The following is a 19,753-nucleotide window of genomic DNA, read 5'->3' as shown; positions in this document are numbered from 1 at the left end:
TCAAATCCGCGCCTTCTTTGGTGGCGGGAGATACGCCGCCGGACTGTGACACAGACGGAGTCCCGCCAGCATTTCCGCATACTTCACCGCAATGGGAGCCGGGTCCAAAACCGGGATTTGAAGCGCCTCGCTCATCCGTGCTCCCATGCCGGCCATTCCGAGGCAGGAGAGAACGATGCACTGAGCGCCGTCTTCCTCTATACACTGCCGGGCCGTGTCGCAGAGGGCCTGAAAAGTCCGCTCCATATCATCCCGCACCTGGGATACCGGGATGCCGATACTCCTTACCGACGCCAGCTTCTCCGTGGGTAGGCCTTTCTCCCAGACCGCCTCTGTGTCTCGTCCAACGCAGCTGTCCAGAACCGTAATCACTGAGTAGTGAAAGCTCAGGTCCATGGCAATGAGTTTGGAAATTTTTCCCGGTCCAATCACCGGGATATGGAGGAGCTCCCTCGCCGCAGATACGGCGGGGTCACTGCCGCAGTAGACAATTACTGCGTCAAATCCCGCCCGTTCCGCCGCCGCCGCCTGTTCTACCACATAGGGACCCGCCAGCACCTCATCGTAGGCCGATTCGATGCTCTCCGGCCCGCCGGCGATGCAGTCCACAGAGATATCCGTGCCCGGGGAGGCAAAGGCGGAGAGCATTTCCTCCCGCTGGATCAAGGTCTCACGGCTCATGCCGCTGTTGGGAATAATTACTTTAATTCTCATAACCCACCTCTACTTCTGCGCGAGGAACAGCTCCACATACTCGCAGGCTGTCAACACGGCGTCGGCCACGCGGTTGCGGTTGCGCAGCATTTTGGTATAGAGCAGCCGGTACTCCAAGCTGTCCTTTTCCATCTTACTCAGCGCAATGACGTTGAATAAAAGCGGCAGAGGCTTGGAGAGGATGGTCCTGCCGTAGCTGTCCTGATCGTACTTTTCCGCATTGGTATAGAAGGCATTGGTGATGGCGCGGCTCAGACGCAGAAGCGTATCGTTGAGGCCGCGGATTCGCTCCTTGGACAGCATTTCTGCCTGACTCCTCAGACGGTTTAACTCGACGACTCCCGCGGAGAGGCGGTCAATACCGTCGGAGATGCCGCGCATGTCGATCACATCGCCGCTCTCCCGCCGCAGATACTCCACCTTCTGCTTCATGTCCTCACAGGTCTTGCTGAAATCATAGGGCAGTACGCAGGCGTTGGTAAGGCCCAGGATAACCCCCACATCCACGCGGTTGTCCTTCTCCATATTACTCACATCCATCTTGTCGATGGAATCCTCACAGGTGTGGTTCCAGTAGCCCAGAGTGGCACCGTTTTGCTCCTGCACCACCTCCGGAGAGTAGGAGATCCGGCCGGCAATAGAGGGCACTCCCACGCCGAAGAAGGACTGGTCGCCGGTCTTGGCCAGATAGGCCACGGAAACCTCCTCATTCAAAACGCGCTTAATGGTATCATAGGCGAAGTCCGACAGCTCCCGGCTGGCGTCTGTGCCGTACTTCTCCGCCCCTCTCATGCCGGTGGAGTCAATGTTGATGTAGCCGATGCAGTTGTTGCGGACATCCTCATAAAAATAGTCCTGGAACCAGGTGGAGCCGGCGGCCTCAGCGATCTCGTGGCCATTCCAGTAGACGAAATAGATGCTCCGCTTCATCTTATCCTTGAACTTTCCAAAGACGCGGGTCATCTCCAGCATGGTGGCATCGCCGGTGGCATTGCAGGTCACGCCGGGGCACCAGGCATCCAGGTGGGCGCTGACCAGGAGGAACTTCTCCGGCTCCTCCGTGCCCCGAAGAATACCCAGAGGCTGATACAGTGTCTGCCACTCCCGCTGGGATTGGACATCCATGTGAAGGACTACTTTCTCCCCCTTCAGGCAGAGCCCCTTTATGTACTCCCCATCCTTGCGGGTTACGTTTACACCGACGATCTGGGGAATCTTATCAAAACTCTCCGGGGTGGGGTTCCCCCAAACGGCTTTCAGCGCCCGGTTGCAGATCAGCTCATGTTCAGCAGTGCCCCAGTTCATACAGATCATGGCGGCAGCGCCGTGCTCACTGGCCAGCATGGCCTTCTCCGGGGTGGCCGGCGCATAGGAGACCTCCACCAAAACAGCTTTCCCGGCCACATCCTTGCCGATGTAGTCCTCCTCGCCGCCGGAGCCCAAATAAACCACCTCATACTCCGCCCCGCCGGCCGGGGTGCTGGCAATATGACAGCAGGCGATGCTGGCGATCTCTTTTTCCACCGGAGAAATGATCTTCACTTTGGAGGTACCCGGATGGCTGTTATAGGCCTCAAAGCCCAAAAGCTTGGTTTCCAGGCCATACTCCTCCATCCGCTGACAGATATACTCTGCTGCTCTGCGGTCCTGCCCCAGGCCGGAGATACGGCTGGGAGTATTTTCAGTCAGCCACCGGACATGCTCCACGGATTTCTCTACATCCAGCGTTGCAATCATTTCTTTCAATAGATTTTCCATAGCAGTACACTTTCTCCTCACATTATTTTTTCCCGCCCAAATAGGCGCTAATGATACTCTCATCACTGGCCAGTTCGCTGCCAGTGCCTTGCTTCACAATCCGCCCCTGCTCCAATACGCAGGCTCGATCCGCTACATTCAGTGCCTTTCGAGCATTCTGCTCCACCAGTAATACCGAAACCCCTTCGCGGTTGATTTGCTGAATAATGGAAAAAATGTCATTGACAATCAGAGGCGCAAGGCCCAGAGAGGGTTCGTCCAACATGATAATCTTTGGGTCTGACATCAGCCCTCTTGCAATGGCAAGCATCTGCTGCTCTCCGCCGGAAAGGGTGCCAGCTCGCTGCCTGCGGCGGTCCTTCAGCTTGGGGAACATAGTAAACGCCCGCTCCTTCCCCTGTTTACTGCTGCCAACCACATAGGCGCCTATCTCCAGATTTTCTTCCACCGAGAGGCCCGGGAAAATCCAGCGCCCCTCCGGCACCAGAACCACACCGTGCTGTACCACTTGGTGTGGTCTCCTGGCCAGCGGTCGACCATCCAGCTGCACGGCGTTCTCCTGCGTTTTCAAGACACCAGCAATACATTTCATCAGCGTAGACTTCCCCGCGCCATTGGCGCCGATAATGGACATGATCTCTCCATCCCGCAGTTCAAAGGATACATCTGTCAGCGCCTGTATTTTTTTATAGGCATAGCTGAGTTTTTGTACATGCAGCATCTCTCATTCACTCCCCAGGTAAGCTTCAATCACGGCTTCATTTGTCTGAATTTCCTCCGGCGTACCTTCTGCCAGAAGGCTGCCAAAATTAAAAACAGTAATCCGGTCACAGATGGACATAATTACATCCATGTGATGATCAATGATCAGAATGGTAACGGGATACTGCTCTTGGATAGAGCGGATAAATTCCGAGAGCTTTCCCGTCTCCTCCTCATTCATTCCCGCAGCGGGCTCATCCAGCAGAAGCAGCTGCGGATCTGTCACCAGGGCCCGAGCAATCTCCACACGCCGCTGCTGTCCATAGGGCAGATTCCCCGCCATCTGCTCCCGCAGGTCCCACAGACCAATCTGTTTCAGCGTGCGTTCCGTCAGCTCCGCAATCTCCCTCTCCTGCTGGCGGTACTTCGCCGTCCGCAGGAAGCCGTCCAGCAGGCTGTAGCTTAAATGCTTCTGGCAGGCGGTGATCAAGTTCTGGTATACGCTCAGCTCTCCAAACAGACGAATATTTTGGAATGTGCGGGCAATCCCCATATTGGCGGCCTCATGGGATTCTTTGCCTACCAGGGACTGCCCATTCAGCTTCAAATCTCCCTCCGTGGGACGGTAGATACCGGTAATCAGATTGAAAAGTGTGGTTTTTCCCGCCCCGTTTGGGCCAATCAGCCCGTGGATTTCTCCTGGTTTCACCTCAAAAGTGACATCATTCAGCGCCACAACGCCGCCGAACTGTTTGGTCAAATGTTCCACACTCAGCGAAGCTGCACAGCTCATCCTCTCTCACCTGCCCCCTTTTCCCCGTTCCGTTTTTCTTTAGAAAACCACTTTTTCAATCTGCGGAGCAGGCCGGATACCGTAAACTCCTTATTACCCATCAGCCCAGAGGGCTTGAAAACCACCACGATTACTACCAGCACGCCGTAGAGGACCATGCGCCACTCCTCTGCGGACTCGATACGCAGATATTCCGGCAGGGGAATCAACACCAGACCAGCCAGAATCGTACCAGTCAAACTCCCTGCGCCGCCCAAAATAACCGTCATGGTCAGTTCGTTGGATTTGGCCATGGTAAACATGATGGGATATAGATAGCCCATGTACCCGGCCAGCAGCCCGCCCGCCATTCCGCAGAGCGCGCAGCTGATCAGGAGTGAGAGCATCTTTGTTCGGGTGGTATCAATACCTATAGACTTAGCCGCCAGCTCCTCCTCCCGCACTGCGACGCAGCCGCGGCCATGCTTGGCATTCAGAAATCGGTGGAGCAGTACCACAACTATCACCAAAATCGTCCACACCACAAAGAAATTGGTCTTCCTCGGAATATCCGCCAGCCCTCTGGCCCCGCCGGTGATGGAGGGGATGTTTTCGATCAAAAGCTTTGTACACTCGCCAATGGCCAAGGTGGCAATGACAAAATAGTCGCCTTTTAACCGCAGAGTCGCTTTGCCAATCAGAGCGCCGGCCAGCATGGAGGCCAGAATCCCCACAAGAATCGCTGCATAGAACGGAAGGTGCAGCATCTTCACCGCCAGCGCCGTCCCGTATGCGCCAATCGCCATAAATCCTGCGTGACCCAGGGAAAAGAGCCCCGTAAATCCAACCAGGATGGAAACGCCCAGTGTAGCGATCAGATAGATTCCGGTCAGTGTCGCTACACCTGTCCAATACGATAACATACTCTCTCCCCCTTCTATGCTTTATCTTCCATGCTCTTGCCCATCAGCCCCCAAGGCCGGATCAACAGAATCACAATCAGCAGCGCATAGGCAAAAAGATTGCGCATGGCCGAGGAGACATAGGCAGAAATCATCGTTTCCAGCACACCCAGGATCAAAGCGCCTACCACCGCGCCGGGCAGGCTGCCCAGGCCGCCTACCACCGCGCTGATAAAAGCCTTGTTGGTTAGATTTCCCATTGTTGGATAGGCGGTATATTTAATACCGAGGAACACGCCGGAGAGCCCCGCAAGGGAACCGGCTATAATAAACACAATCAAAATCAGCCGCCGCACATTAATCCCCATAATGGAGGCGGTGGTCAAATCAAACGCAGCCCCCCGAATAGCCAATCCCACTTTGGTTTTCTGGATTAAAAATTGTACCAGTAACAACGCCACTGCGCTGGCCAAAAGGATTATCAAATCGATCACGCCAATACTTGCGCCGAAAATGGATACCGGCATGGATGACAGCGCCGTCTTATATGCGTGGAACCGACCGTCAATCAGCACTACAATCAGATTTTCACCGATGATAGAGATGCCAAGGCCCGCAATCAGCAGGTAAATCCGCCTTGCACCTTTGTCCAAAAGGGGCTGATAGGTAATCCGTTCGATCAATGCTGCCAATATAGCCCCCAGCACAAGCGAACAAAGCGCCGCAGTGATGGGATTGTCTACTACCAGAGTAATGTAATAATACCCCGCATAGGCGCCGATCAGCACCGACGCGCTGTGTGCAAAATTGGTAAAATTCAGGAGGCTGTAGATTAAGGAGTATCCTACCGCCATCAGCGCATAGATGCTTCCTACCGACAACCCTGTAATCAGCTGTTGTACAAACATGAGAAGTCTCCCTTGCGTGTTCAAACCATACTTGCCTTTATTTAAGCTTCAGCAGGGAGAGGACTCCCTGCCGAAGCTCTGCTATCGTGTTAGTCGCCATAGTCCACCATATAGGATTCGATCGCCTCAAATTTCTCTGCCCCCACCTCAAAGATGATGGCGGAGCGCACCACTTTGTGATCCTTCCGGATGGTGATCGGGCAGGTCAGGCCCTGCACGTCCTTCACGGTCTCCAGCGCGTCGCGGATCGCGGTAGGCTCTGTGCTGTCCGCCGCTTCGACAGCCGCCTTGATAACCTGGAAAGCGTCGTAGGCAAAGTAGGCGTTCTGACCAGCGCCGTCGCAGGGCTCGTGGTAGATTTCCTCGTACATGGCCTTGAACCCATCCAGCTGGCTGTCGTTGCCGTCCACCGTGCAGACAAAATAGGAGCCGGTGATGGCGCCGCCCGCCAGGTCGAAAATATCCTCTGCCATCCAGCAGTCCGGCCCAAGGAACAGCTCCTCCATCCCCAGATCCCGCGCCTGCACAGTGGCCAAGGCCAGCTCCTTATAGGTCATAGGCAGGAAAAGCGCGTCCGGATTCTGCTGATGCAGCGCGGTCATCTGGGCACGGAAGTCCACATCGCCGGCGGTATATGCCTCCGTCCCCACAATTTTTCCGCCTAAAGACTGGAAGGTTTCAATAAAGTTATCGCTGATTCCCACCGAGTAGTCGGAGCTGATCTCCTGCAAAATGCCCACCGAGCGCAGGTTCAGCTCCTCATAGGCATACTTCGCCATAATATTGCCCAGGGCGGGGTCCGCCAGACAAACGCGGAAGGTCCACTCGCGGACATTCCCGCTGTCATCCTCCGTCACCTTGGAATTGGTGGCACATGTGGCTACAGAGGGGATCTTATACTGCTCACAGACACCGGCCAGAGCCAGCGTAGCGCCGGAGGCATTGCAGCCAATAATCACATCCGCTCCGCCAACCTCAATCGCCTTTTTGGCCGCGTTGGAGGTTTCTACGTTGTCTCCGCGGTTGTCATAGGTACTCAGCACCACCTTGCGGCCGGCAATGCCGCCCTGCTCGTTGATCTCATCCACCAGGACCTTTAAGGTATTGGCCTCCGGGGTGCCCCAAGCGGAGGCCTCACCTGTCAGCGGCCCAATATAGGCGATGTTCAGCGTATCGCCGTCCGCCTGATTCCCCCCACCGTCATTTCCCTTCTCCCCACAGGCTGTCAAGGAGAGCAGGCAGGACAGTGCAAAGAGCAAAGACAGCAATTTTTTCAGATGCTTTTTCATCGCATGTTTCCTTCTTTCATTTTCTATTTTCCCATTATTTAGGAAGATTTCTTGCATACAAACTGGTCAATACTTAATCGCCATAGTCCACCATATAGGATTCAACAACGGCAAAGCGGTCTGTTTCTACCTCAAAAATGTAGGCAGGCCGTATAACCTTGTGGTCTTTCCGAATTGTAACCGGGCCGGTCAGTCCTGGTACGTCGGTTACGGTCTCCAAAGCGTCGCGAATCGCACCGGAGTCGGTACTGTCAGCTGCCTCCACAGCGGCTTTGATTACTTGGAACGCATCATAAGCAAAGTAGGCATTTTGCCCTGTACTGTCGCAGGGCTCTCCATATACCTCCTCATACATTGCACGGAAATCGTCTAACTGGGGATCCTCGCCGTCAACGGTGCAAACAAAAAAGGAGCCGGTAAGTGCATCTCCTGCAAGATCAAAAATGTCCTTTGCCACCCAGACATCAGTTCCAATAAACAACTCATCCATATTCAAATCTCTGGCCTGTACAGCAGCCAGCGCCAGTTCCTTATACTGCATTGGCAAAAACAGTGCATCTGGAGCTTGCTCGTGCAACACAGTAAGTTGTGCACGGAAGTCTACATCACCTGTTGTATAAGCCTCCATACCAGAAATCTTGCCGCCAAGCCGTTGGAAAGTCTCAACAAAATTGTCACTGACACCAACAGAGTAGTCCGAGCTGATTTCCCGCAGAATACCTACGCTTCGCAATCCAAGTTCTTCATAAGCATACTGCGCCATGATAGAACCCAAGGTGGGATCGGAAATACAAACACGGAAAGTCCATTCGCGCACGTTTCCATTCTCATCTTCTGTTACCTTTGCATTGGTCGCACAGGTAGCAACAGAGGGAACTTTATATTCTTCACAAGCGCCGACAAGCGCCAACGCCGCCCCGGAAGTTGTACAGCCGACGATCACGTCTGCACCGCCCACTTCAATAGCCTTTTTAGCTGCATTGATCGTTTCCACATTGTCATTGCGGTTGTCATATATGTTGAGGACTACCTTGCGGCCAGCAATTCCTCCCTGCTCATTGATTTGATCCACCAATACCCGCAATGTGTTTGCCTCGGGAATTCCCCAAGCGGAAGATTCTCCGGTCAAAGCACCTATATAGGCAATCGTCAACGTATCATCCGGTGAACCTGCGCTGTCTGCGCCGGGCGACTCACCACAGGATGTCAGTGCCAGGATAAAAGAGAGTACAAGAACCAGTGCCAAGATCTTTTTCGCTCGTTTCATTTGTTTCCTCCTTTTCATAACTCCCGTTTTTCTTTTTTGTTCCAATGATGATTTTGAATATTTTACTATGTAAAATATCATTTCATCTTTTTACATTATATGTTTCTTTGTTATCGCTGTCAATAAGATTTATTTGAAATGTCTCATATTTGTAGGATTATAAAAAATTTTTTGTGTACTTTCATGCACAATGGATAAATACATTTAATGCTTATCGACTTAACTCAGCAAGCCACAATATCTTGATAGAGTCCGTTTTATTGGACGGGTGATGTGCGATAATATTCCCAGAACGAAAAGGGGGACATCATTATGGCACACACAGCTGAGATCACATTCAAGTAATTTCGTCGCCGTTACAACAGCGAGGATGCTTGCAGAGCGGAATTGTTCCGTCTGCGGTTCCTCAATGGGTTTATATGCCCCAAGTGCGGCTGCGTGGAATACTATCCCATCCACGGTCGCAACACCTTCCAGTGCCGCTCCTGCCTGAACCAGACCTCCGTAACTGCCGGAGCGGTCATGCACCGCACACGTCTGCCCCTGACCCTCTGGTTCTGGGCAATCTATCTGTGCGCAACAGATAAAAGAGGTATTTCTGCCGTTCAGCTGAGCCATACGCTGGGGATTTGCTATGATTCTGCGTGGCATTTACTGGATCGAATTCGTACTGCTATGGGCCAAAGAGACAAAAAATACCTACTTTCCGGCATTGTGGAGTTGGATGACGGCAATGTTGGCGGGCCATCTCACAACGGTAAGCGTGGCCGTGGTACAGATAAAGCCAAGATTGTAGTGGCCGTATCCAAAGCAGAAAATGGGGCGCCTCTGTTTGCCAGAATGAAGGCGGTGGAAAATGTGCAGGGAAAGACTTTGCAGGAGATTATTGACCAGTACTTTGCTCCAAACACCAAGGTGGAGTGTGATGGTTACAGGAGCTATCTGAATCTGGAAGGCGTAGAACTGAGCGCAAAGAAATACGAAACTGACGATCTGCATTGGCTACACAAGGCAATCAGCAATCTAAAGGCATTCCTGCTGGGAACCTATCACGGAAGATGCACCAAGCTCCAGGCCTATCTGGACGAATACTGCTTCCGCTTCAACCGCCGTATGACGGGCGATCAGATTTTCCTGCGCTTAACCAGAGCCGTTGCTACATCTTGCGGTGTGCTGAGTTAAGTCGATAAGCATAATACATTTTTATAAAACGGAATTGTAAAATGTAAAACAATATGATATGCTATAGAAAAGTCACAACTTAGGAGGAACTTCTTGTGGCCGAACCTGTTAAACCCATTGCTGTTTTGGAGAACTCTCTGCGGGTTTTAGAGTTCTTAATCTCCTACCCGGACGGAGCTCCCTTGAATGAGATTGCTAAAGGAGTGCAGCTGAACAAGAGCACGATATATCGAATTCTCTACACCCTGCGGCAAAATCACTACATTATTCAAAACGAAAAGACCAGCGAATATCGGCTTGGAAACCGTTTCCTTGCGTACTCCTCTTTTTTTCAAACCCTCAGCATAAAATCTATTTCCATACCTTTTATGCAGGAATTCTCCGATACTTACGGATACTCCACCAGCTTAACAATTCTGGACGAAGATGTTTCTCTAGCATTAGCTGTCGTTAACCCGACTCAATCATCCCCTATTCGTGTATCGGCAGATGAGGGATTCCGATGCCCTCTCTATTGCTGCGCTTCGGGCAAAATATTTCTTTCAGCGTTTTCGCAGGCAGAATTGGAAGAATACTTCCGTACACATACACTGACATCTTTTACAGAGCATACTATTAGCAATACATTAGCCCTTCGTAAAGATTTGGAAAAGGTAATGAAACGTGGTTATTCCATTGAAAATATGGAAAACGAAAACGAGATAGTTTCTGTTAGCGCGCCGATCTATGGTGACAGCGGCAGCCTTGTCGCAGCGTTGACTGTTATGGCGCTGGCCCCCCTGATCAATGAGGAAAAAATCTCGGAAATCGGCAATGCTTTGGTAAAGCAGGCGCTGAAAATCAGCAACGAACTGGGCTACCAAAGGCAATAGAATATAGAATGAAAATACACCGTCTGTCCATAAGCTATACTGCATCGAACTGGTAGCGGGCCTTTGTGGAGGAAAACTGCTCATCCTGAAATGTAGTGGCATTGACCTGAACAGTGAAAGCGTCCACATTCCACACATCTATCTAAGCTCTCTGTGAGTCCAATGGTTCCGGGCGTTAGTTCCTATAACGGAAGCAAGCAGGGCATCGGGATATCCTTTTGGGTATCCCGATGCGCTTGTTGGGGTTCCCCCAAGCCCCGGACTGGCTACTCTGCGTCCAGTCGAACACGCCTGACGGCGTGGCTTTTCCGCTCCCGTTAGTCGCTCATTTCCCCACAAGGGGGATGTGATGGCTCTAAGCGTCAAAGCCGCTAAGAGCCATCCAACCCGCACATCCGCGCAGGAAGAACGGGGCGCAGCCGCGCCCCGTCAGGAGTGTGCCGGCCCCGGCACAATATCACCATGGGAGACAGAGCAGGTAATAGGGTCTATCACGATGATCTCCCGGCCCATCTTCTGCGCGTAGCGCACAGTTGCCGCCGTCCCGCCGCGCCGTTCTCCGTTGTAAACGGCCAGCAGAGCGGCGGCGTGGTCTACCAGAAAGCGGTTGCGATCCAGCATACAATTTTTGTGGTAGACCCTGCTGACGTAGACAATGGAATCCGCTTGGCCCAGGATAGAATGATAAAGGTCCCGCGATGAAGCTACCCACTTGTCCCCCTGCTCCTTGCAGGGGAGGATACAGTGGAGCTTGATCGCGGGATTTTTCTCTCTCAGGTCCAGGACGGAGAGAGCGGACCATACATCGGTCCCTTCGGCCATCCCAGACAGGAACTGCGTAAAACCAGCGTCCACCAGGGCGGCGATCTGTTCCGCCAGCACCGCTTTCAGCGCCATGCACCGGCTGTCCGCTTCATCATACTTCCAGGGGAATTTACGCGGGCGGTGACCGGTGAACGCACAGCAGTTTTTAATATGATCCATCAATCTCGGCACACCGCTCCTGGTAGTCCCTGAAATATTCGTCCAGGTAGTCCAAATACGCAGCCCCTCGATCCTCCATCTGCTCCAGAATAGCGGTGATCCTGCGGCGGCTCTCTGCTTCTTCATACTCCGACAAGGTTAGATATTGATGTTCCTTCTGTGGATTATCGGGGGAAAAGCGCACTTCATTGATAACTGACTTGTCACTGGCACATACATGGTTACGCGATACCAAATATACTCTATCAGTTCCAGTGTCCAATAAATCGGACTTTTTCTCTGTGTGCTTATGATTCTTTTACATACTCAACTATGTCCCCAAAGTCCGTATCCAGAGTGCCGCAGATTTTTTCCAGCACACCCATGGCCACAGGTTCGTCCCTGCGGAGTTTTGTCATGGTATTGGGGGCCAGTCCGGCAGCCTTGCGCAAATCGGCTTTGCTCATCTTTCTGTCAATCAACAACTTCCACAGTCTGTTATACGAAACGGCCATATAGGAAACCTCCTGACAACATTACAAGTATACAAAATAATCATATCACATTTTGTCAGAGTTTTCAAGATGCTGTCGCAAGATCGTGCGATTATATAACGAAATAGTTGAACTCATGCTTGCGGCAAGGTACAGAAATCGCAGCATTTCGCCTTTCAACTCTGTGCCAATCATGCACATATCCAAGTGTGATTTCGTTACCTTTTGGCATATCCACTCCGATAATTTGCTTGTACAGTCAGCCGTTTCCCGTTTTTGGGGTATCCCCCCTTGCGAATTACGCAAAAATTTGCGTGAAGCCCCGCGCCGGTCTTTATACAAATTGAGCGTAGGGATTTTGACCCCCCTTGGGGCCACCGCATGACAGCAATTATTTTGTACCTCTTTTTGCCCTTTCCCGGTAGTAATACTCCTTTGATTTGAGTTTATTCCTCACACTCTGGCATTCCAGCGTTCCGCAGTATTTCTGCCGGTTTCCCCGTTTTATGAACGCCTTACCACAAGCCTGGCAGAACGCAATATTGGTTTTACCGCCGTAGTCATCCAGGGCGTTGGCGTTCACTGCCATGAATCTGGCAAGGCCAAAATAAGCTGCGTCCACCACGGATTTGACGGAGGGCTGAAGCTGGATCTGCCCAGTGGACAGGTCATATTCCAGACCCATATTCAGTTTTGGTATCTTCTCAATGAACCGCTGTAGCACCAGAGGACGGCGGACGCTGTCCGTCCGGTACCAATCCCGGATCAGATTCTCCTGTTCCGGCACACAGACACCGTCGTAGATCCTCTGGGCATCGGCAGCTTTGCCCTCCATCAGACTACGGATGGCGAATGCTGTCATGGTGTCGGTATAGAGCTGCTCCAAATCCCGCACCATATCTTCCACAAAAACGCGATAGGATTCCAACATATTCACCATGCAGTCCCAAAAGCCATTCGGATCATCGTTGTTCATTTCCAGGTGCGCTACATCATCTCCGTAAAAATAGTAAGGATGAATATTCTCCATACTCCACTGGATCAGAATCTGTGCACACTCCTCTGGAGGCTTGTTCCGAAGTTCCAGGTTCAGATTGCACAGCTCAATCAGCAACTCCTGCCCGGAAGGGTAACCCTTATAGACCTTGGGAAATTGCCCGGGGGTGTATTCCGCAAATATCGTTAGCTTACCATCCTCGTTTCCAATTCTGTATGAATGGAACCGGAGGGTGTGTTTTTTTATGTCTCCGATGCCGCCGATCTCATAATCCGTCAGTTCTCGTTTCAGATCCATAGCGTCACGCTCCTTTATTACCGAAAATCTTACCGTTAGAGTTGTGTATTTCATCATTGTTCTTACCGATAGGGCAAAGATTTATGCTCCTATTATATGCGATAATACAGCCAAACACAAGAGAAGGGAGTGAAATATATGAAAACGAGTTCTCACAAGTCCGTATTCAATCTCAAGGAAGCGGCAGCTTACTTGGGAATCAGCGTACCCACACTGGTGCGGCTGCTGGGGAGCGGAGCCATTCCTTATCGCCGTGTGGGGCAGCGGTGGCTCATTGCACGCTCTGCGCTGGATGATTGGCTAAACAAGAAAAACTAAGGAAGGGGTGATCACCATGGCCGAAAATACACCAATCACCATATACACGGCAGATTGCATCGGCAACGCGGCCAACTGCCTGTATCCCAATGAAGTCAAAATCACGGATGAGCTCTCCGCGAAGCTGGCCTTTTCCACAGACATGGTCTGCGCCCGGTACAAAAACAACTATCGGAACACCGCAAACTTTGAGGTTGCCAACGCCCTGCCCGGGGACTGCGACAACGACCACTCTGAGATAGCAGCGGACTGGGTCACCCCGGAGGACATTGCAGACCTCTTTGCCGATGTTTCTTATGTGCTGCATTACAGTCGCCACCACATGAAGCCCAAAGGCGAGAAAAGCGCCCGTCCCCGGTTTCATATTGTTTTCCTCATTGACCCGGAGCAGGATGCAGACCGCTATACGGCGCTGAAGCAGCGCCTGTTGGCGGCATTTCCATTCTTCGATGCCAACGCCATGGATGCCGCCCGGTTCCTGTTCGGCACGGAAGATCCCCAGGTCATCTATCACCCCGGCACGATTACCCTGAATGCCTTTCTGGATGACCTGGAGAACGAACAGGCTTTTGCCAACATGAGGCACACCATTCCTGAGGGGAGCCGTAACAGCACCATGTCCCGGATCGGAGCCAGGATCATCAAACGGTACGGCGATACCCCGGAGGCAAAAGAGCTGTTCCTCCAGGCTGCTGGGCAATGCTCCCCACCCCTGGAGGAGCGGGAGTTGGAAAGCATCTGGGTAGGAAAGCAACGGCTCTATGCCAAAATCTGCAAGCAGCCCGGGTATGTCCCACCGGATGCTTACAACAGTGCCGGCCCCGTAGTCTGGGACACGCCCATTCCCTTTGACGAATATAACCTTCCCACATTTCCCGTGGACGCATTGCCGGAGGTCATTCGCCGCTATGTGCTGGCGGTGGCGGAATCCACCCAGACCTCTGTGGATATGGCGGCGGTGGAGGCTCTGGGCGTTGTGTCCCTGTGCAGCCAGGGAAAATACTTCATCCGGGGCAATGCGGACTGGGCAGAACCCCTCAACACCTACACGGTCGTCATCCTCCCACCTGCGGAGCGAAAATCCTCGGTGCTGTCCATGATGATTCACCCGGTGGAAGTATTTGAAAAATTGGAAAACGAACGGCGCAGCCCGGAAATCGTCAAAAGCCAAATGGAACTGAGCAAGCTGGAAAAGGAGAAGCGCAGTCTGGTGGAGCGGGCATCCAAGGGTAAAGCAACCGAGGAAGATATCAAGAACAAGGCCAAAGAAATAGCCGAATACGAACCGGTGAAACCGCTCCGACTCTTCGTGGACGATGTGACCTCCGAAAAGCTGACTTCCGTTCTGGCCGAGAACAACGGTTGCGCGGCGGTGGTTTCCGCAGAGGGCGGTATCTTCGATATCATCAGCGGCCTGTACAGCCGCAACGTGAATATCGATGTATTCCTCAAAGGCCACAGCGGCGATACCATCCGGGTTGACCGGATCGGCAGAGCCAGCGAGAGCATCATCCACCCGGCATTGACCATGGTACTGGCGGTACAGCCGGAAGTGCTGAACGGGCTGATGAGCAACAGCACCTTCCGTGGTCGCGGCCTTACGGCACGGTTCCTGTACGCCATGCCCAAGTCCACCGTTGGCAGCCGTTCTTTCTCCACAGAACCAATCCCGGAAGGTGTCAGAGTCAGGTATCAGGATCTGATCGAGGCAATTCTTTCCAGCGACAATGAGCAGGAGCCAATCAGCCTGGACGATGGTGCCCAGGAAGTCCTGAAAACCTTGTTCAACGAGGTGGAAGGCAGGCTGAAAGGTGACTTGGCGGAGATCCCCGACTGGGCGGGTAAGTTTGTGGGTTCTGTCCTGCGTATTGGCGGCATTCTGCACGTCATGAAATATCCCAAGGACTCCATGTTCGACTCCGTCGACAAAGCAACCATGGAGAACGCCGTTACCATCGGCAGATACTTTCTGGAACACGCCAAAGCAGCATATTCCCTCATGGGTGCCGATGCCGTAAACAAGAACGCCCAGTATCTGCTCTCCGCCATCAAACGGGAGCGGCTTGCGGAGTTCTCCCGCCGGGATGCCATGCGGCTGTGCCGTCGGTTCAAGACAGCGGACTCCATTCAACCGATTCTGAACCGCCTGTGCGAGTATGGCTATATCGCTCAAAAAACCAAGGAGCCGGCATTCGGTGCCGGGCAGCGTTCTTCGGAAGTTTACCTGACCAATCCGGCTGTGCTGGAGGATGGCGCCGGGGAGGGGCGGTCATAATCTCCGGAGCTTCTTGTCCGGACAACGGGCGTGGGGCCTCATGCGCGAATTCGCATAAGTTTCGGAGGGAATAACCCGGCAGGGGCGGGTCAAATCTCTGTGCCATCATAGCCGGACAACGGGCGTGGGGTCTCACGCACAAAATCGCAAATTCAAAAGGGGAATTACCCAAAAATTAAACCCGGGAGGTTTCAATATGACCAAACATGAAATCGAAATTCTGAATGTCATGCGCAGCCGTGGCAAGACCGCCATGAACATTGCGCTCGCCCTTCAGATCTCCGTCAATACCGTTCGTTCTTACATCCGCCGCCACCCGCCGGAAGATGCTGTCCGGATCGAATGCCGCCAGTGCGGAAAGCCCATTCTCCAGGTGAAGGGCAGAAAGGCCAAATACTTCTGCTCCGATAAGTGCCGGAACGCTTGGTGGAACGCCCACCCGGAGAAGGTGCAGCGAAAAGCCTATTACCATCTGACCTGCGAATACTGCGGAAAGGAATTTATCAGCTATGGCAACCGGAAACGTAAATACTGCTCCCGTCCCTGTTACGCCGACGCAAGAAGATCTCATCCGGTATCGGATACTCTGCGCAATGCTGGATAATCTCTGCCGGGAGGGAGAGCTGGATGCCCAAACCCGCGACCGGGCAAACGCCGTTCTCGCCATGAAAACCGGCCTGAAACAGGACAGTATATTCATTTGAAATTCGTCACTATATGGACTTGCTATATCCTCCGAAACGAGCAATATATGTAGCTGACGATACTTGATACAAAGGAGGATACCATGTCAAGAACCGTAGAACAAATCCAATTTGCACCCCGGATGCCCAAGCCCCTCCGGGTGGCGGCATACGCCAGAGTGTCTAGCGGCAAGGATGCCATGCTCCACTCCCTGGCGGCCCAGGTGGATCATTACAGCACCTACATCCGCCACCATCACGGCTGGGAGTATGTAGGCGTTTACGCCGACGAAGCCAAGACCGGCACCAGAGACAGCCGGGAGAACTTCCAGCGGATGCTCACCGACTGTCGTGCCGGAAAAATTGATCACATCATCACAAAGTCCATATCCCGCTTTTCCCGGAATACCGTGACCCTTCTGGAAACGGTACGGGAGCTGAAGGAACTGGGCATCAGCGTTTATTTTGAAGAACAGTCCATCGACACCGCCACCGCTGACGGAGAGTTGATGCTTTCCATCCTGGCAAGCTATGCCCAGGAGGAAAGTCTCTCCGCCAGCGAAAACCAGAAGTGGAGGGTGAAACGGAACTTTGAAGAAGGCATCCCCTGGCGATTCTTCATGCTGGGCTACCGCCGGGAGAACGGGAAGCTGGCCATTGTCCCGGAAGAAGCGGAGATCGTCAGAAGCATCTTCGATGACTACCTGGCTGGAAAGGGTGTCACCGCCATCGCCAAACGGCTGAACGAAAGCGGATACGCCACCCAGAGCGGCTGCGTGTTCCACAAGAGTGCCGTGGAACGAATTCTCCGCAACTATGCCTATACCGGGGATCTCCTGCTCCAGACCAAATTCCGGGAGAATCATCTGAGCAAAGTCACCCGGAAAAACCAGGGCGAACTGCCCCGGTATCATGCTTCGGACACCCACGAAGCCATCATCCCGCTGGAGACTTTCAATGCCGTCCAGGCGGAGATCCGGCGGAGAAAAGAGAAGTATGCCCCCACCAAGCCACAGCAACCATCCCCCTTCACGGGGCTTGTCACCTGCGCCATATGCGGCAAACACTACCGCCGCAAAACCACCGCCACGGGACCGGTCTGGATCTGCTCCACCTACAATTTCTACGGCAAATCCTACTGCTACTCCAAAGCCATCCCCGAAGAAAAGCTGATACAGACTGCCGCCTTGGTTGGGCATACGGGCGAAATAACGGGGATTACAGCCCACAACGATAATCTTCTGGAGTTCACCCTCAAGGACGGAACCAACGCCGTGAAGCGGTGGCAGGACCGCTCCCGTGCCGAGAGTTGGACAGCGGAAATGCGCCAGGCAGCCGGAGAGAAAACAAGGGAAAGGAAACAACGTCATGCCGAAAGCTAAAAATGTCACCGTCATCCCCGCCACACTGAATATCCATACCAAAACACCTACCAAGGAGCGGGTTCGCCGCCGGGTAGCCGCTTACGCCCGTGTCTCCACGGACAGCGAAGAACAGCTCACATCCTATGAAGCCCAGGTGGATTACTACACCAGGTTCATTCAGGAGAATCCCGACTGGGACTTCGTGGAAGTTTACACCGATGAGGGCATCAGCGCCGTCAACACCAAGCGCCGGGACGGCTTCAACCGCATGATCCGGGATGCCCTTGCCGGAAAAATCGACCTGATTGTGACCAAGAGTGTAAGCCGATTCGCGCGAAATACCGTGGACAGCCTGACCACCATCCGCAAGTTGAAGGAGGCCGGCTGTGAGTGCTTCTTCCAGAAAGAGAACATCATGACCTTCGACTCCAAAGGGGAACTGCTCATCACCATCATGTCGAGCCTTGCCCAAGAGGAAAGCCGCTCCATTTCCGAGAATGTCACTTGGGGACAGCGGAAACGGTTCTCCGACGGTAAAGTCAGCATCCCTTACGGCCAGTTCCTGGGCTACCGCAAAGGTGCCGACGGACTGCCGGAGATCGTCCCGGAGGAAGCGGAGACCGTCAAACGCATCTACCGCGAGTTCCTTCAGGGGAAATCCACCAACGCCATTGCCACCATGCTGACGGAGGAGGGGATTCCCACCCCCGGTAAGAAGACCGTTTGGCAGAGGGCCACCGTGGAGAGCATCCTGCGGAATGAAAAGTACAAGGGTTCCGCTCTGCTTCAGAAGTCTTTCACGGTGGATTTCCTCACCAAGAAAACCAAGATCAACGAGGGGGAGGTTCCCCAGTACTATGTGGAGGACAGCCATCCCGCCATCATCGAGCCCTGGGAATGGGAGCAGGTTCAGGTGGAGATGGAACGGCGCAAAAATAGCCGCAACCGGCACCATCAGACCAGCCCCTTCTCCGGGAAGATCATCTGCGCCGACTGCGGCGATATTTTCGGTGCCAAAACATGGCACTCCACCGACCGTTATCGCCGTGTTATTTGGCAATGCAACGGCAAATTCAAAGGGGAACGCAAATGCGAAACACCCCACCTGACTGAGGAGCGGATGAAGGAACTATACCTGGAAGCCCTTGGGGAGTATCTTTCCGATCGGGACGCTGCCATCGACCAGCTTCGCTATGCCCAGCGGATGCTCACGGATACGGATTTCATTGATGCGGATATTCAGGCGTTGGAAGAGGAACTGACTACCATCACCGGGATGCTGCGCCTGTGTATTACAGAAAATGCCGCCAACACCGTGACCGAAGAAACCTACCGTGCCACCCACGCCGAACTGTGCAGCCGCTTTGAGGAAACCGAAGCCAAACTGGCAGCACTGCAGAAACAGCGGGACAAAATGAAGGCGGACGCCATCACCATCGGCGGCATGATGTTCGAACTGGGTGAACTGGACACCCTGCCCGTGACCTTCGACGAAAAACTCTGGCAGGGCACCATCGACCACGTCACCGTCCACGCCGACGAGCGGATGGTGTTCCACTTCAAGGACGGGAAGGAAATCGTAACAAGGCTATGAAATATTACAAAGACAGAACCGGATCAGCAAGGATAATCCTGCCGACTCGGTTCTGTCCTTTTTGTCCTTTTTGTCCCGTAGGAATCAATGAAAAACCGTCCACAGCCAAGGATGCACCCGGCTATGGACGGTTCTGTATATATAGAAAATAATAATTTATCGTTTATATTCTTATAACGATTGTCATTTTACCAAGCCCTGTCTTTTCAGACCATGGCCGCATCAAATCCGGGCATACAATTTGCTTATGGCCGGAAATGTTCGAAATATCCCCGGTTTCCTTCCAAAAACATCTCCAGAACGGTAATAAATAAAAAGTTACCGTTGTTGAAATTGTATCAACAACGGTAACTGATTTGGTTGCGGAGGGAGGACTTGAACCTCCGGCCTCCGGGTTATGAG

The 19,753-nt window shown here is 53.0% G+C and carries 20 protein-coding genes and 1 pseudogene; 8 read left to right on the top strand and 13 right to left on the bottom strand.

The features are described from left to right. The 8 genes from Q0Z71_RS16065 to Q0Z71_RS16030 all read right to left on the bottom strand — a co-directional run bounded on the left by Q0Z71_RS16065 (window position 1) and on the right by Q0Z71_RS16030 (window position 8,312). The gene (locus tag Q0Z71_RS16065; RefSeq protein WP_298024932.1) at window positions 1–714 is read right to left on the bottom strand and encodes an aspartate/glutamate racemase family protein; all 714 of its coding nucleotides are present in this window, start codon (window positions 712–714) and stop codon (window positions 1–3) included. 9 nt (window positions 715–723) lie between these two features. Beyond that, window positions 724–2,472: a M28 family peptidase gene (locus Q0Z71_RS16060; protein ID WP_298024930.1), complete on the bottom strand. Its 1,749-nt coding sequence runs from the start codon at window positions 2,470–2,472 to the stop codon at window positions 724–726. Window positions 2,473–2,494: 22 nt separating this feature from the next. Next, complete coding sequence (locus Q0Z71_RS16055) at window positions 2,495–3,193, bottom strand: ABC transporter ATP-binding protein (protein WP_298024928.1); 699 nt, start codon at window positions 3,191–3,193, stop codon at window positions 2,495–2,497. A 3-nt stretch (window positions 3,194–3,196) separates the two neighbouring features. Next, window positions 3,197–3,967, bottom strand: coding sequence for an ABC transporter ATP-binding protein (locus tag Q0Z71_RS16050; RefSeq protein ID WP_298024926.1), 771 nt, complete (start codon window positions 3,965–3,967; stop codon window positions 3,197–3,199). Further along, on the bottom strand, window positions 3,964–4,869 hold the full coding sequence (locus tag Q0Z71_RS16045; RefSeq protein WP_298024924.1) for a branched-chain amino acid ABC transporter permease: 906 nt from the start codon (window positions 4,867–4,869) through the stop codon (window positions 3,964–3,966). Before Q0Z71_RS16045 ends, Q0Z71_RS16050 begins: the two co-directional genes overlap by 4 nt. A gap of 14 nt (window positions 4,870–4,883) precedes the next feature. Next, window positions 4,884–5,756 (bottom strand): branched-chain amino acid ABC transporter permease, encoded by an 873-nt coding sequence (locus Q0Z71_RS16040; RefSeq protein ID WP_298024922.1) that lies wholly within the window; start codon window positions 5,754–5,756, stop codon window positions 4,884–4,886. Window positions 5,757–5,845: 89 nt separating this feature from the next. Then, window positions 5,846–7,045 (bottom strand): ABC transporter substrate-binding protein, encoded by a 1,200-nt coding sequence (locus Q0Z71_RS16035; RefSeq protein WP_298024920.1) that lies wholly within the window; start codon window positions 7,043–7,045, stop codon window positions 5,846–5,848. A 73-nt stretch (window positions 7,046–7,118) separates the two neighbouring features. After that, window positions 7,119–8,312 carry an ABC transporter substrate-binding protein gene (locus tag Q0Z71_RS16030; RefSeq protein ID WP_298024919.1) on the bottom strand — a complete coding sequence of 398 codons (1,194 nt, stop codon included), beginning with the start codon at window positions 8,310–8,312 and terminating at the stop codon, window positions 7,119–7,121. A 375-nt stretch (window positions 8,313–8,687) separates the two neighbouring features. Between Q0Z71_RS16030 and Q0Z71_RS16025 the strand changes: the two are divergent. The 3 genes and pseudogenes from Q0Z71_RS16025 to Q0Z71_RS16015 form a co-directional block, all read left to right on the top strand. After that, a pseudogene (locus Q0Z71_RS16025) lies at window positions 8,688–8,792 on the top strand (transposase); the annotation flags it as partial. A gap of 42 nt (window positions 8,793–8,834) precedes the next feature. Beyond that, entirely contained in the window at window positions 8,835–9,494 is a 660-nt protein-coding gene (locus tag Q0Z71_RS16020; protein ID WP_298024951.1) for an IS1595 family transposase, read from the top strand. A gap of 95 nt (window positions 9,495–9,589) precedes the next feature. Continuing rightward, on the top strand, window positions 9,590–10,366 hold the full coding sequence (locus tag Q0Z71_RS16015; protein WP_298024917.1) for an IclR family transcriptional regulator: 777 nt from the start codon (window positions 9,590–9,592) through the stop codon (window positions 10,364–10,366). A gap of 429 nt (window positions 10,367–10,795) precedes the next feature. Here the strand turns inward: Q0Z71_RS16015 and Q0Z71_RS16010 are convergent, their stop codons facing one another. The 4 genes from Q0Z71_RS16010 to Q0Z71_RS15995 form a co-directional block, all read right to left on the bottom strand. Then, window positions 10,796–11,350, bottom strand: coding sequence for an SLOG family protein (locus Q0Z71_RS16010; RefSeq protein WP_298024949.1), 555 nt, complete (start codon window positions 11,348–11,350; stop codon window positions 10,796–10,798). Further along, window positions 11,337–11,486 carry a hypothetical protein gene (locus Q0Z71_RS16005; protein ID WP_298024915.1) on the bottom strand — a complete coding sequence of 50 codons (150 nt, stop codon included), beginning with the start codon at window positions 11,484–11,486 and terminating at the stop codon, window positions 11,337–11,339. The genes Q0Z71_RS16010 and Q0Z71_RS16005 overlap by 14 nt, the downstream gene beginning before the upstream one ends. Before the next feature lie 151 nt (window positions 11,487–11,637). After that, complete coding sequence (locus tag Q0Z71_RS16000) at window positions 11,638–11,844, bottom strand: helix-turn-helix transcriptional regulator (RefSeq protein WP_298024913.1); 207 nt, start codon at window positions 11,842–11,844, stop codon at window positions 11,638–11,640. A gap of 370 nt (window positions 11,845–12,214) precedes the next feature. Continuing rightward, window positions 12,215–13,117, bottom strand: coding sequence for a hypothetical protein (locus Q0Z71_RS15995; protein WP_298024911.1), 903 nt, complete (start codon window positions 13,115–13,117; stop codon window positions 12,215–12,217). Window positions 13,118–13,255: 138 nt separating this feature from the next. Here Q0Z71_RS15995 and Q0Z71_RS15990 point away from each other — a divergent pair, with 138 nt between their 5' ends. The 5 genes from Q0Z71_RS15990 (at window position 13,256) to Q0Z71_RS15970 (ending at window position 19,351) form a co-directional block, all read left to right on the top strand. Beyond that, window positions 13,256–13,435, top strand: a complete 180-nt coding sequence (locus Q0Z71_RS15990; protein ID WP_298024909.1) for a helix-turn-helix domain-containing protein — start codon at window positions 13,256–13,258, stop codon at window positions 13,433–13,435. A 16-nt stretch (window positions 13,436–13,451) separates the two neighbouring features. Continuing rightward, on the top strand, window positions 13,452–15,710 hold the full coding sequence (locus Q0Z71_RS15985) for a DUF3987 domain-containing protein (RefSeq protein ID WP_298024907.1): 2,259 nt from the start codon (window positions 13,452–13,454) through the stop codon (window positions 15,708–15,710). A gap of 196 nt (window positions 15,711–15,906) precedes the next feature. Beyond that, window positions 15,907–16,314: a helix-turn-helix transcriptional regulator gene (locus tag Q0Z71_RS15980; RefSeq protein WP_298024905.1), complete on the top strand. Its 408-nt coding sequence runs from the start codon at window positions 15,907–15,909 to the stop codon at window positions 16,312–16,314. Window positions 16,315–16,497: 183 nt separating this feature from the next. Next, window positions 16,498–17,775 (top strand): recombinase family protein, encoded by a 1,278-nt coding sequence (locus tag Q0Z71_RS15975; RefSeq protein ID WP_298024903.1) that lies wholly within the window; start codon window positions 16,498–16,500, stop codon window positions 17,773–17,775. Beyond that, entirely contained in the window at window positions 17,762–19,351 is a 1,590-nt protein-coding gene (locus tag Q0Z71_RS15970; protein ID WP_298024901.1) for a recombinase family protein, read from the top strand. The genes Q0Z71_RS15975 and Q0Z71_RS15970 overlap by 14 nt, the downstream gene beginning before the upstream one ends. Window positions 19,352–19,514: 163 nt before the next feature. On the opposite strand, the gene Q0Z71_RS15965 is transcribed toward Q0Z71_RS15970, so the two are convergent. Continuing rightward, a partial coding sequence (locus Q0Z71_RS15965) for a hypothetical protein (protein ID WP_298024899.1) occupies window positions 19,515–19,753 on the bottom strand: 239 nt, incomplete at its 5' end.

The sequence above is a fragment of the uncultured Dysosmobacter sp. genome (assembly GCF_947631635.1).
In the GTDB taxonomy this organism is placed as follows: domain Bacteria; phylum Bacillota; class Clostridia; order Oscillospirales; family Oscillospiraceae; genus Oscillibacter.
This window is presented reverse-complemented; position numbering and strand designations above follow the sequence as displayed.